Below are 13377 nucleotides of genomic sequence, written 5' to 3' on the forward strand. Positions count from 1 at the left end.
CCATGCCCCTGAACGACAACCCTCACAGTGACGACCAGCCCGAGCCCGAGCCGGTGCTCGACCTTGCCAGCCGCCTGACACAAGACCACCACCAGTCGCTCAAGCTGTGGCTGCGCATGCTCTCGTGTACGGTCAAGATCGAAAACGAGATCCGCAGCCGGCTGCGCGCCACGTTCGGCATCACCTTGCCGCGCTTCGATTTGATGGCGCAACTGGAGCGCCACCCGCAGGGCTTGCGCATGGGCGAGCTGTCCAAACGCATGATGGTCACCGGCGGTAACATCACCGGCATCACCGACCAGCTGGAGCAGGAAAAGCTGGTGGTACGCGTGCCCGATCCGAAGGACGGCCGCGTGTTCAGCGTGAGGCTCACCGCCGCCGGCCGCCGCGCGTTTGCCACAATGGCGCAGGTGCACGAGGAATGGATCGCCGAGCTGCTGCAGGACGTCTCCGGCGCCGACAAGACCCAATTGATCGAACTGCTGTCGCACATGAAGCATAGCCTGCATGCGCGCGACGACAAATAAGGAACCACCATGCGTTATCTTCCCGGCCAGGCACAGCAACTGCCAGGCCACAACCGGCAACTGGCCGGCTACCAGTGCACCCATTTCCAGTTCGACGTGAGCGGCGGCGTGGCCACGCTCACGCTCGACCGCCCCGAACGCAAGAATCCGCTCACGTTCGATTCGTACGCCGAACTGCGCGACCTGTTCCGCGCGCTCCCCATGGCCACCGACATCAAGGCCGTGGTGATCACGGGCGCCGGCGAAAACTTCTGCTCCGGCGGCGATGTGCACGACATCATCGGCCCGCTCACGCAACTGGACATGCCCGGCCTGCTGGCGTTCACGCGCCTGACCGGTGACCTGGTCAAAGCCATCCGCGCCTGCCCGCAACCGGTGGTGGCGGCCGTGGATGGCGTGTGCGTGGGCGCCGGCGCCATGCTGGCGCTGGCGGCCGACATCCGCTTCGGCACGGCGCGCAGCAAGACCGCGTTTTTATTCACCCGCGTAGGCCTGGCCGGCTGCGACATGGGCGCGTGCGCCTTGCTGCCGCGCGTGATCGGTCAGGGGCGCGCCGCCGAGCTGCTGTACACGGGCCGCTCGATGGGCGGCGCCGAGGGCGAGCGCTGGGGCTTTTTCAACAGCCTGCACGAACCCGAAGCGCTGTCGCACGCGGCGCTCACCATGGCGCGCGGGCTGGCCGATGGTCCCACCTTTGCCCACGGCATGACCAAGACCATGCTGCAACAGGAGTGGAATATGGGCGTGGACCAGGCCATCGAGGCGGAAGCGCAGGCGCAGGCCATTTGCATGGCCACCAACGATTTTCACCGCGCCTACCACGCGTTCGTGGCCAAGCGAAAACCGGTCTTCGAAGGCGATTGAGGAATCACGATGCCTGATAAAACTTATCTCGACTGGCCGTTCTTTGCGCCACACCACGCCGCGCTGGAAGCGGCGCTCGATGCCTGGAGCCAGCAGCACCTGGCCCACGCCACCCACGACCGCGCCAGCGTTGACCATGCCTGCCGCCAGCTGGTGCGCCAACTGGGCGAGGGCGGCTGGTTGCGCCACGCGGTGGCTGGCGTGGCGCACGGCGGCCATGCCGACGCCATCGACACCCGCGCCATCTGCCTGATCCGCGAAACGCTGGCGCGCCACGACGGTCTGGCCGATTTCGCATTTGCCATGCAGGGCCTGGGCGCGGGCGCCATCAGCCTGCACGGCACCGACGACCAGCGCAGCCGCTACCTGCCGCGCGTGGCCAGTGGCGAGGCGATTGCCGCTTTTGCGCTGTCCGAGCCGCAGGCCGGCTCCGACGTCGCCGCCATGCAGTGCGCGGCTACGCCGGACGGCGAGCACTACGTGCTGGATGGCGAAAAAACCTGGATTTCCAACGGTGGCATTGCCGACTTTTACGTGGTGTTTGCGCGCACCGGCGAGCAGCCGGGCGCGCGCGGCATCAGCGCCTTGATCGTCGATGCCGACACGCCCGGCTTCGAGATCGCCGAGCGGATCGACGTGATCGCACCCCATCCGCTGGCACGCCTGCGGTTCAACCGGTGCCGCATCCCTGCTGCGCAGCGCATCGGCGCGGCCGGGCAGGGCTTCAAGGTGGCGATGTCCACGCTCGACGTGTTCCGCACATCGGTGGCCGCCGCTGCATTGGGTTTTGCGCGCCGCGCTCTGGACGAAGCGCTGGCCCATACCACGCAGCGGTCGATGTTCGGCCAGATGCTGTCGGATTTCCAGCTCACGCAGGCCAAGCTGGCGGACATGGCCACCGGCATCGACGCCGCCGCGCTGCTCACGTATCGCGCCGCGTGGCAGCGTGACTGCGGCCGCAAGGTAACCAGGGAGGCGGCCATGGCCAAGCTCACCGCCACCGAAACGGCGCAGCAGGTGATTGACGCCGCGCTGCAAATGTTCGGCGGCCTGGGCGTGGTGAGCGAGCAGCCGGTCGAGCGGCTGTATCGCGAAATCCGCGCGCTGCGCATCTACGAAGGCGCGACCGAAGTGCAGCAACTGATCATCGCGCGCGAGCTGCTGCGCGATGCCGCGTCGGCAAAAGGGGAGGCGTGATGGAGTTTTTGCTGCCACCGGGCTGGCCGCGTCCACGCGGCTATTCGAATGGCGTGGTTGCCAGCGGCCGCACGGTGTACGTCAGCGGCATGATCGGCTGGGATGCGCAGGGCGTTTTCCACACCGACGATTTTGCCGGCCAGGTGCGCCAGGCGTTGGCAAACATCGTCGCCGTGCTGGCCGAAGCGGGCGCGGGGCCCGAGCACATCGTCCGCATGACCTGGTATGTGCTCGATACGAAGGAGTACACCGGCGCCTACAAGGCGGTGGGCGCCGCCTACCGCGAGGTGATCGGCGCCCATTATCCCGCCATGACGGCGGTGCAGGTGGCCGGGCTGGTGGAGGAACGGGCCCGGGTCGAGATTGAAGTTACGGCGGTGGTGCCATGAGAGGGTAACAATAATTTTATTGCAATATAAATTTTATAATAAGACTATTTTACTTTCTCTTAGTAAAACTTGGTGTGCATTCTTAGTTACAAAAATAATAAAGGTCGATGTCTATTAAATAATCGTGCATTGCAACACAATTCGTGAGATATTCGCAGCAGGAGCCTCGTGGCGCTCGGCATGACGCACTGCAGCGAACTTTAGAAGAAAAAAATATTTCCCGGATTGTCCAAAATGCTTGAGAATAAATTTCTACATAGCAAGAAATTGCTGTTTTTAATATGCGGCCTGGTCTTGGTTGCCTTTTTTGCGCCTGCGCTGGTATTCGGCGCACGCCACTCGGACGATATTCCCTGGCATTTTATCTGGCTCCGGTCGTACCTCGACGCCGTGCAGCATGGCGTGATATACCCGCGCTGGATGCCCGACGCAATGGCCGGCATGGGCAGCCCGGCTTTCTACTTCTACCCGCCATTGGCGACCATGTTCTTTGCGCTGGTCGATGCGGTTTTCATGCACCGGCTGTCGGTGGCCCATGTGATCGGCGTCTCCGCGTTCTTGATGGGGATGGCGTCGGGCGTGTTCTTTTACTGGTGGGCGCGAAATTTTGCGTCGGTGCGAGTGTCGGCGGTGCTAGGCCTGGCTTTTGCCTTGGCGCCGTATCACCTGCTGACCGATTATTACAACCGTGGCGCCATCGGTGAATACGCTGCGTATGTCTGGATTCCCCTCATCTTTCACGCGGCCCATCGCTACCTGATAACCGCTAGGGTGCGCTGGCTGTCGTTGTTGGCAGTTGCGGTCACCGGTTTGTTCTTTACTCATTTGTTGTCGGCAATGATTATCGGTCCCGTGATCGCTGCGTATATCCTGCTGCATTTGTTCGGCGCGACGGGCGCACCGGCCGGTACCCGGCACGCTGCGCGGAGCAGGCTCATTATGCTGGCGTTGCTGGCAGCCGTGGCGGCATTGGCCGTCGGTACGGCTGCGGTGTACTTCCTGCCCGCGCTGCAGTTGTTCGATGCGGCCAATACTGCCGCCTTGTTCGTGCGGCCGATCGAGGGCACCCGCTTGTTTACCGGTCTGTCCATGAGCGCCAACCCGGTCGTGACCAGGTATACACTGTTTGCCAGCATTTACTTGTTCGTGACCGTCTACCTGTTGGCTGAATACCTGCGCGCCCGGCGCAACGCGACCGTCGCCACTTCCTGCCCCGGCACGTCTACTGCCATGGTGGTCATGTGGACCATGGTGACCGCGTTGTGCGGGCTGTTCATGTGGGGCAAGCTCGGCTTTGTATTTGAGGCGCCTTCGCCGTACCGGTCGCTGCAGTTTCTGTCGCGGCTGTTGATCGTCGTGGAATTCGTTGTGCTGACCATGGTGGCAGTGATGTTTGCGGCGCTGCCGTCGCCGGTCGCGCGCAAACGCATGGCGCTGATGTTGCTGGCGGTGTTCGCGGTGCTGCTCGCTTACCAGTTTTCGGCGCTGTTCAAGAAATTCCAGCATCAGACCCTCGCGCAGAACGAGGTGGCGATGTCGCAGCGCGTGCAGTACCGCATCACGCCGCCCGAGTACTACCCCAAAGATGCCGGATTTTCCGCCCGCATCGATGAATTGCTGCCGCAACTGGCGCTGCGGCTCGATGCGAGTGAGCAGGCGTGGATCGTGGGCGGACAGGGTAAAGTGGGCAGCGTATCGCAGGACTACGGTGCTTTCGTCGTCCGGGTGTCCTCCAGCGACGGGGTCGCGGTCGCGATTCGCCAGTTCTATTTCCCTGGCTGGGTTGCGCAGGACCAGGATGGCCGTTCGTTGCCGGTGTTTGCCGCCACGTCCTTCAAATTCGCAACAGTGCAAGTGCCACCGGGCGAGCACACGGTGCGCATCGTGCGCGGCGAGGTACCGGTTGAAGGTTTCGCAAAAAAGGTGAGCGCAGCTTCGCTGGCGTTGTTGTTGCTATTGCTGGGTGCGTTGGCATGGCAGACGCGGCGTCAGGCCTCCACGCGTAATACTCTAAAACAGGATTAATTACATTGGACACCCAAACTTTTACGACGTCGCTGTCGCCAACCACGCCGCTGCTGTCCCTGGTCGTGCCCTTCTATAACGAGTCGGAAGTCATCTCGCATTTTTTTGCCGAGGTGATACCGGAACTGGAACGCGTGCCCGGCATCCGGTTCGAAATTGTCTGCGTCAACGATGGCAGCCGCGACGACACGCTGTCGCAGCTCGTGGCGTTCTCCGAGCGCGACGCCCGCGTGCGCGTGATCGACCTGACCCGCAACTTTGGCAAGGAAGCTGCATTGTCCGCGGCGCTTGACGAAGCGCGCGGTGACCTGGTGGTGCCGTTCGACGCCGATTTGCAAGATCCTCCGCGCATGATCGCGGTGCTGGTGGATAAATGGCGTGAAGGCTATGACGTGGTGCTCGCCAAGCGCAGCGACCGCGCCACGGACTCCACGCTCAAGCGTTGGACCGCTGTCATGTTTTACCGCATGCACAACTCGGTCTCCGAGGTGAAGATTCCCGAAAATGTCGGCGACTTTCGCCTGATGACGCGCGAAGTGGTGGAAGCGCTCAAGCTACTGCCGGAAACCCGGCGTTTTATGAAAGGCCTGTTTGCCTGGGTCGGCTATAAAACCACGGTGGTGGAATACGCGCGCGAACAGCGCGTCGCTGGCGACACCAAGTTCTCAGGCTGGAAATTATGGAACTTCGCGCTCGAGGGATTCACCAGCTTCAGCACGCTGCCGATGCGGGTGTGGACCTATGTGGGCACTGCGGTGGCCCTGGCAGCAGTGCTGCGCGCCGCCTACCTGATCATCCGGACCTGGATGTTCGGCGTGGATGTCCCCGGCTACGCTTCATTGGCCGCAGGCGTGTTCCTGCTCGGCGGCATACAGTTGATCGGTATCGGTGTACTCGGTGAGTATATCGGCCGCATCTATTTCGAGTCCAAGCGCCGCCCGATCTACCTGATCCGTCGTCGTCATCAGCAGGAGCTGCCACATGCCTGAGCCACGCGAGCGCAAGGGCATGATGCGCTTCCTGCTCTATGCGCTGGTGGGCGCTGTGGGCACGCTGGCCCACTACGCCGTGCTGGTAACCACGGTCTCGCTGCACTGGCTCGACCCGGTGACCGCATCGGTCACAGGCGCCGTAGTGGGTGCCATCGTTAATTATTTCCTGAACGTGCGCTATACGTTCAAGAGCGCGTCGAACGGACCGGCAATGCTCAAGTTTGCCGTCACTGCGGCGTTGGGCGCCGTCTTGAACGGCGCACTGATGAAGCTGCTGACCGACAGCGCAGACTTGCATTACTTGCTGGCACAACTGGTAGCCACCGCAGTCGTGCTGCTGCTGACGTATACCATCAACTTGCTTTGGACCTTTCGTCGTCCGAAGTCGGCGTAGCGCAAATGCATCGTTGCCCCCTGGCGCATGCCAGGGGCGCACCAGCCATTTTACTCTGCCACCAGTATGCCGCGCGCACTGGACCAGTTGGTGTAAACGCCGCTTTGGGCCAGCAGTTTCACCGACAGCCCGGTCATCGCTGGCCACTGGAACGACGCGAACGAGCCGTCGGCCAGGTAGCCGCTGTCGTAAGCGAGTGAGCTGCCCGCCCACAACTGCATACGAATCAAGGCCCCACCGGAGGTGCGCGCTGTAAATCGCATCGGCGTTCTTGCCGCAGGCATCGAGCCTGCAACCTTGCTGATGCCGTTGCTGTAGTTAACCACGTTGACCTTCTTGGTGGTCTTGGGGAACCATACGCTCTCGAGCCAGGTATCGTACACAGCGTCACCTTTCTTCGATGTGCTGGCATCGAGCCAGTCGCCGCGCATCGACAGCAGGCTCTTGGCGTCGCCTGCGACTTTGACGGCAGCGGCAGACTTGGCGGCCTGGTTGTCGTCCGCATAGCGCTCCACGCTCACTACCTGACGCAGGCCGGCGCGGATTTTCTCGAGATCGGCCACCACCCGGGTATTCCACGTACCGTTGGGCATGATGTTGAAATTGGCGCCATTTTCCACATACAGGCGGAACGCAGTATCGTAATTGCGGTCCACCGCGTACGCGCCGTACAACTTGAGGGTGTTGGCGATCTTGCGCAACTGGTCTGTGCTCAGCGTGGAAGTATCGAACGACGCCGGCAGCATCAGGCGCGCGCCCAGCGGAATTACGCCCGTGTTCAGCGCCGCAGAGGTATCTGCCGTGGTGGCCGGATAGACGTAACTGGGGTGGGTGATGCCATTGGCCAGCGTGTGGGCTGGCAATGACATGGCAAGTGCGTGACGGTAATGATCGCGGTTGTCGTTGAGTTCATGTACGCGGATCAGCCCGGCCGTAGGCGCGGCGCCGGACGAGCGCGCGCCCTGGCTCCAATGGGCAGGATTGCCAAAACCGCGGCCATCGATCCGGGTCCACGAATACATGGTCGCGGTCCACTTGTTGCCCACCTTGCGCAACTGGTAGAACGAATGGATCACGCCGGTCACAGTATCGATGATTTCGGCATGGCCGTCCTCGCCGGTCGCAGGCGCCACATCGGCTGGCCAGCGCGGAATGGTGATAGTGCGGTAATGCCCGGTATCGGGATCGCCCACGCCAGACATACCGGGCTTGCCAACCACCGTCATCGCCGGGTCGCCAGCCTTGGCCATGAACACCTTGACCGAATACGCCCCGTCATCGATGGATGGAATCCAGCTGAGGTTGATCAGGGGTTTCTTGACGCCATTGGAGCCAAGCACCGGGTTGACGGGCTTGAGGTTCCACAGCGAATCAGCGGCAAACGGCCGGTAAAACGTGCCGAAGCCATAGGTCTGAGTATAATTTTGTGCTTGTGCGAAGCTTGCTGCGATGGAGCCCAGAATAAAGGTGGTAACGATAATGCGGCCGAGCCAGTTGGCGCGAGTTCTCATGTACAGTCCTTGAAAGATAAGAAGGCTGTAACTGACCGTGAGAATATGTAAGTGCTTTTATGAAACTTATTATAGGGCAATTTCACGTTTCTGTGAAATATTTTTTCAAGGATGTCACAATTGCATTACTAAGTTCCTATTGGAAATTTATATTGCAGCGATGCGCTGCGAGCGCGATAGCGTTAACAGCACACACCGGTTCCGGGGACCCGGTGTGCGCAAGGGCGGTTCGATGAAACGTCGGGGCAGCACTGACAGCAGGAACGCCAATTCGGCCAGTCAAGCCCTGTCGTGGCGGGTGTTCCCGCAAGCACTGTGTCAGCGGGCGGTCACCTGTATGCCTGGCGTTGTCCGGTTGCGCTGCCACTTGCGCGGCAATAGCAACGCCGATAGCACCTTATTATGCTTGGCTATTTCCCACAAGATCGCTGGGACGCCAGCAGCCACGATCAGCGAGATGAGCACGATAATCACGCTGGAATGGATGTCGCGTTGCAGTACCGGGATCAGCCCGTGCAAGATGCTCAGATGGAACAGCAGAATGAACAGGCTGGCGCTACCCAGGTAGCAAAGAATTTTTGCTACGGTGGTCACTTTCGAAAGCAGCATGCACGTGCACAACATAAGGTAAATGCCGCACAGCGCCTGCAACGTTGTCAGCACCAACGTGTCGTAGTGCCGCAAGTTGAAGTCGATGGTGAAGTCAAAGCCAAATTGAAACACCGCCATCGCCAACAGCGCGATCGCCGCCCACAACCGGTTAATCTGGAAATATTTGATATGGCTCGATAAGAAATTACCGAGCAAAAAATAAAAACTCGTCAATAGCAGGATGTCTGCGCTGAACGGCAACCCGCACTGGAACAGGTTGGCGCTGAATTCGGTCTGAACCCGGCATGCGGGTACGTCGGCAGCGCTGGCGAAAGCATTCATCAGGAAATAACCGCAGATCGCCAGCGTGAGCAGCAGAACTACCCGTTTGGGCACGGTGTCGTACAGGCGCCTGTCGGCCTTGAGCAGCACGGTGCAAAACAGATAGAGCAGCCACAGGTGCGCAAGGAACCACAGCGGCAGTGGATCGATGGTGAAGCCGGTCGGGTACGCCAAGCCCAGCAGCACGCTTTCCCACGTGACGCCGTGCAGCGTCGTATCGAGCAGGCCGGTCACCAGCACTACCACCACCAACGGCTTGAGCCAGGCGTCGGCACGACGCACCGCTATTTCCCCAAGAGACTTGCTGCCCACCGAAAAGGTCACGCCAGCCATGAAGAAGAAGAAGGGCAGCCTGAACGCAGTGAGAAAGTCGCGCACGTCGGGAAAACGGAAACCGAATACATGGTTGTGCCCCAAGACGATCAGGATGATGCCCAGTCCTTTGGCGATATCGATAAAGGCCAGCCTGCCGGACTGACCCTGCGACGCTGTTGCCGCCTGGTGAGTGCTCATGTATCCCCCGAGAAATATTTTCTAAAAAACCATATTTAGCTTAAGGGGATAACTACTTGGTGTCCAATAGTGTGTAACTAAAATTGCACTTTTAGTGACATTATTTACACGAATTTACATATTTTTATTGCGTTGCAACACGATAGTGAACCTGGTTTTATGTCTTGTGCTGACGTTTTGCGTGCATCACAGACAGAGGGAGACTTGCGAAAAGTGGGCTCGTCGTCGATTGGCCCTGGATATATGCGCGTAAAGAGACTGGAGGATCGGTGGCGATCAAGATGCATGGCGGTGGGAGAGGCTCGCTGGTCCCCCCGACTGGAATCGCTATACTATTGAAATCAGCATCTTACGGCGCTGAGTCGTAAATAAGTCGTAACGCTAGCTCGGAAGTTGGCCAGAGATATATTCATCGCAATGACTGCTTTCGCCCCAAAGCGGTCATTGGAAATTAAGCTGGCTGCCCGCTTAGTAGGAAACGCGCAAAGGCATCCGGCGCAAGTGGCCGGCTGATCAGGTAGCCCTGAATGATGTCGCATCCGGCGTCCTTCAATTCGGCAAATTGGGCCTCGGTCTCCACGCCCTCGGCGACCGTTTTCATACTTAGCGACCGGGCCAGAGCAATAATGCCCCGAATTACGGCCGATGCCTTCGCCGAAACGGCCAAGGACTGGACGAAGGTTTTGTCGATCTTCAAGGTGTCTATCGGCATCCGGACCAGATAGCCGAAACTAGAGTAACCAGAACCGAAGTCGTCGAGCGAAGTGGATATGCCGGCCTTTTGCAGGGCACCAAGCACCAGCGTGGCCCTGTCGATGTCGCCCACCAGCGAGTCTTCGGTTACTTCGATATCGAGCATAGCGGGAGCAATGTTGTGTGTGTAGGCGATGCGCAGGATCCTGTCGACCAGACCGGGCCCCAGAAGCTGCCTTGCCGACAGATTCAGACTGATACGCCGGACCGGTACCCCCGCAAGTCGCCATGCGGCCATCTGCTGGCATACCGAATCGACCAGCCAGTCGACAAGGGTCTCTTCATACGGCGACGCCAGCAACACATCGAGAAATGCATAGGGGCTCAGTAAGCCGTGCGCCGAATGGTTCCATCGCAACAGGGCTTCGGCCCCGTAATGCGCGTCGTCCGCTAGAGCGATCTGTGGCTGAAAATGCAGGACGAACTGGTTCTCCGCAAATGCCTCGCGCAGATCCATGCGCAAGGCGAGTCGCTCGCGCATGCCCCGGTCGAGTGCGTCATCATAGATGCGTACTTGGAACCGACCTGAAGACTTGGCCGCATACATCGCCGTATCGGCACGACTGAGCAGCACCTCCGCCGAGTCCCGTGCCTCTTTCAGGAATGCGATGCCGATGCTGGCGGACAGAGAAACGGAGCGCCCACTGGTGTCGAAAGGGTGCGCCAGTTCGCGCAGCACTTCCTGGGCACAGGCTTCGGCTGCGCCAACCGTCGCGTCGATCAGCAAAACGACAAATTTGTCGCCGCCAACCCGCGCAGCGAACACTGTCGGCATAAGTATCGAGCTGAGCCGTCTGGCAAAATCGCGCAGCAGGCCATCGCCGCTCGTATGACCGAACGCATCATTCACTTCCTTGAAATTATCCAGATCGATATACAGTACTGCCAATGAAGCCTCCGGCGATTGGCCGGAGGAGGAGGCATCAATGACGGCGCGTGACAGGACCTCCATGCACATGCGCCGATTACACAATCCGGTTAAGTAGTCGTGACTTGCTTCAAACTCCAGCTGTTCCTTTTGCTCCTGTTCGCGCGTCACGTCGCGAAAGAGCACTGTAATACCGTCATCGTGAGCAAACGACCGCACTTCGAACCATGTGCGCAGCGGCGCGTAATAGCCGGTGTAGCGGCCGGGCAAGCCTGTTGCGGCCGTCTGCGTATATGTCCGGTAGTAGTCGGAATCAATCAGATCCGGGTAGCACTCCCAAATGTTCAGTCCGAGCAGCTGTTCCCTTTCTCGTTGCAGGTATCGTCCCGCCGTTTGGTTCAGATAGGTGAAACGCCAGGACCGGTCGATTGACATGAACCCATCGCTTAGACTGTCGAGCATCTCGCTGAGATGCGCGGGAGCAAGGCGATCCATGCTGGCCTCAGTCAACTGGGAGAGCGATTCCGCTTGACGTTTCATGTTTGACATTCCGTTCACGTTGGCCTCGAAGGCACCGGTGTGCAAACGGTGAGTTCTGCTCTATTCTAGCTGCATTCATGTCCGCGACCTAAACCTCTTTGAAATCGTCTTATTGCACGTAGCATCATCTTGACCTAAGTGGCCGCGCGTACAGGTGCGCAACGCCAGATTCATCGGCGTGCGTATAGCCACCAAGCCGGCGACCGCTACACTGATCACTTCCAGTCACTGCAAGCCCAAAGCAGTCGTTGGCCACTGCGTGTCAATGCCTAAACCTTGGCGGGCCAGATTGCGTCACGAATCTTTGGTTCATGCTTCGAAAAAACGCTGACGCATGCACCAGCGGTCACGATAATCCACTCACGTTGCTGCTCGGTGTAGCCCAGGCGCACTTCTTCTTCCTTCGTCCAGCCACCATCGAAGACCTCAAGGACGGGATAACCTGAAGGAAAGTCCTCAGCCATCCAATACTCCGCTAGCGGGACTTCGTCCAAAAGCCTAAAGCCATCAACCTGGGAAAACGTAACCTCGACGCCGTCATCCCTGTTGCGGTTTCGAAGGACGCGTATCGACAAGCGGCCGTCGTAGGAAACAGAGTGGATGTCTGCGCCCCAGTCAAATTGCTCTTGGCATCCATATGGCCGCGCTTTGATTGGCATATATGTCGTCTCTAGAAGGCTTGATGTGCGTGGTACAACGGTTATGGAGACACGGCCGGGCAGTCGATATGGGCATCGACTGCTTTTGGCCGGTTGCAGCAGTGGGTGTCCCTAACATCATAGGGCATCTTTAGTTGGACACTCTCGGTCCCAACTGTCAACTTTAAGTCCCTTGAATTCTTCACCCCAAGTAATTATGCGCAGGCACATATTCCGCTTTGTGTAGTGAAGTATGCATACAGGTCGGTCAACAGCACAGCTCTCGATTCCTTTGACACCTTGGTTGAGCAGAGTGTTTTCGATGCCAATGTACTTGTACTCGCTCTTTACATGCATAGTCCGCGCAGACCAGCCCTCACGGCGCAGTTCGGCAGCCGCTGTTTGATAGGACATGCCTTTCTTCAATGGCATTGCTTGCGTGCCTGCAAACGCATTGATAGCAAGGCTAAAAACACAAAGAATCAGGCAATATTTTTTCATCAGTACGTATCTAGTTTTGGAACGTCGGCTATTGGCCGGTTGCGGCAAAAAACGTGTCCAAATAGATCACGGCCCCGCATGATCTGGATCAGTGCGGGGCCTTGGAGAATGATAGGGCCAGAGGTTTAAAAAGGCAACATCGGCCCTTGCTGTGAGGCAGTGTTAGTTGCGCTCCTGATGGCTGTTCGTCCATGCGATCGGTACGCATTAAGGCGGTTTCTTTCCCAGGTTGGAGGTTTCTTCTTCCTTATGGATACTTCAGCAGCATAGCGGTCAAATGCATCACCGACGGTCTTGCTAAGGTCAACGCCGGTGACGTGCTGCTTGCGGATCTCGGTCTCGCGCTCGGCCGCCCAGCTGGTCGCCTCTGCTTTTGTAGAGAAGGTCTTGGCTTCGCGAGTGCCTTTTATGGCAATCTGTACCTGCCATCCAGCGGGTTTCTTTTTGAAGGTAGCCATGTGCGTTTGCTGTCGTAATCACGTCGTAAATCGGTCGTAGATCGTAGCAGAAAACGATGGTTTTTAGTGCTATTTTGTTGGCTTGGGTGAGAGACGAAAAAAGCTGTAACCCCATGAAAACCAAGAGAAAATGGTCTAAAACTGGGGTAGGTAGGAAAGGTGGATGGTCCCCCCGACTGGAATCGAACCAGTATCCCACGCTTAGGAGGCATGTGCACTATCCATTGTGCTACGGGGAGGACGCTACGCGGTGGCATTATAGCCGACGCCCCGC

General features: G+C 58.9%; 13 protein-coding genes and 1 tRNA gene. 7 read left to right on the top strand and 7 right to left on the bottom strand.

Annotated elements, in window-relative coordinates:
- Positions 1 to 2 precede the first annotated feature (2 nt).
- The 7 genes from ASF04_RS05970 to ASF04_RS06000 all read left to right on the top strand — a co-directional run bounded on the left by ASF04_RS05970 (position 3) and on the right by ASF04_RS06000 (position 6388).
- Positions 3 to 527: a MarR family winged helix-turn-helix transcriptional regulator gene (locus tag ASF04_RS05970; protein WP_056139029.1), complete on the top strand. Its 525-nt coding sequence runs from the start codon at positions 3 to 5 to the stop codon at positions 525 to 527.
- A gap of 9 nt (positions 528 to 536) precedes the next feature.
- Entirely contained in the window at positions 537 to 1391 is an 855-nt protein-coding gene (locus ASF04_RS05975; protein ID WP_056139030.1) for an enoyl-CoA hydratase family protein, read from the top strand.
- 9 nt (positions 1392 to 1400) lie between these two features.
- Positions 1401 to 2588 carry an acyl-CoA dehydrogenase family protein gene (locus ASF04_RS05980; protein ID WP_056139032.1) on the top strand — a complete coding sequence of 396 codons (1188 nt, stop codon included), beginning with the start codon at positions 1401 to 1403 and terminating at the stop codon, positions 2586 to 2588.
- A complete protein-coding gene (locus ASF04_RS05985; RefSeq protein WP_019921831.1) occupies positions 2588 to 2977 on the top strand; it encodes a RidA family protein in 390 nt (129 codons plus the stop codon). Before ASF04_RS05980 ends, ASF04_RS05985 begins: the two co-directional genes overlap by 1 nt.
- A gap of 234 nt (positions 2978 to 3211) precedes the next feature.
- Complete coding sequence (locus ASF04_RS05990; protein ID WP_156368543.1) at positions 3212 to 5002, top strand: hypothetical protein; 1791 nt, start codon at positions 3212 to 3214, stop codon at positions 5000 to 5002.
- Between the two features lie 5 nt (positions 5003 to 5007).
- A complete protein-coding gene (locus ASF04_RS05995; RefSeq protein ID WP_229204938.1) occupies positions 5008 to 5991 on the top strand; it encodes a glycosyltransferase family 2 protein in 984 nt (327 codons plus the stop codon).
- Positions 5984 to 6388, top strand: a complete 405-nt coding sequence (locus tag ASF04_RS06000) for a GtrA family protein (RefSeq protein WP_056139038.1) — start codon at positions 5984 to 5986, stop codon at positions 6386 to 6388. The genes ASF04_RS05995 and ASF04_RS06000 overlap by 8 nt, the downstream gene beginning before the upstream one ends.
- 50 nt (positions 6389 to 6438) lie before the next feature.
- Here the strand turns inward: ASF04_RS06000 and ASF04_RS06005 are convergent, their stop codons facing one another.
- From ASF04_RS06005 to ASF04_RS06030, 7 genes are all read right to left on the bottom strand, one after another.
- Positions 6439 to 7899 carry a hypothetical protein gene (locus ASF04_RS06005; protein ID WP_056139040.1) on the bottom strand — a complete coding sequence of 487 codons (1461 nt, stop codon included), beginning with the start codon at positions 7897 to 7899 and terminating at the stop codon, positions 6439 to 6441.
- A 318-nt stretch (positions 7900 to 8217) separates the two neighbouring features.
- A complete protein-coding gene (locus tag ASF04_RS06010; RefSeq protein WP_056139042.1) occupies positions 8218 to 9345 on the bottom strand; it encodes an acyltransferase family protein in 1128 nt (375 codons plus the stop codon).
- Between the two features lie 451 nt (positions 9346 to 9796).
- The gene (locus ASF04_RS06015; RefSeq protein WP_229204939.1) at positions 9797 to 11506 is read right to left on the bottom strand and encodes a bifunctional diguanylate cyclase/phosphodiesterase; all 1710 of its coding nucleotides are present in this window, start codon (positions 11504 to 11506) and stop codon (positions 9797 to 9799) included.
- 269 nt (positions 11507 to 11775) lie between these two features.
- Positions 11776 to 12165, bottom strand: coding sequence for a hypothetical protein (locus tag ASF04_RS06020; protein ID WP_056139045.1), 390 nt, complete (start codon positions 12163 to 12165; stop codon positions 11776 to 11778).
- A gap of 117 nt (positions 12166 to 12282) precedes the next feature.
- Positions 12283 to 12645 (bottom strand): hypothetical protein, encoded by a 363-nt coding sequence (locus tag ASF04_RS27350; protein WP_156368544.1) that lies wholly within the window; start codon positions 12643 to 12645, stop codon positions 12283 to 12285.
- Between the two features lie 125 nt (positions 12646 to 12770).
- Positions 12771 to 13103: a hypothetical protein gene (locus ASF04_RS06025; protein WP_056139047.1), complete on the bottom strand. Its 333-nt coding sequence runs from the start codon at positions 13101 to 13103 to the stop codon at positions 12771 to 12773.
- 164 nt (positions 13104 to 13267) lie between these two features.
- A tRNA-Arg gene (locus tag ASF04_RS06030) sits at positions 13268 to 13342 on the bottom strand.
- Positions 13343 to 13377: the final 35 nt, after the last annotated feature.

Origin of the sequence: Duganella sp. Leaf61 (assembly GCF_001421905.1) — a bacterium.
In the GTDB taxonomy this organism is placed as follows: domain Bacteria; phylum Pseudomonadota; class Gammaproteobacteria; order Burkholderiales; family Burkholderiaceae_D; genus Rugamonas; species Rugamonas zoogloeoides.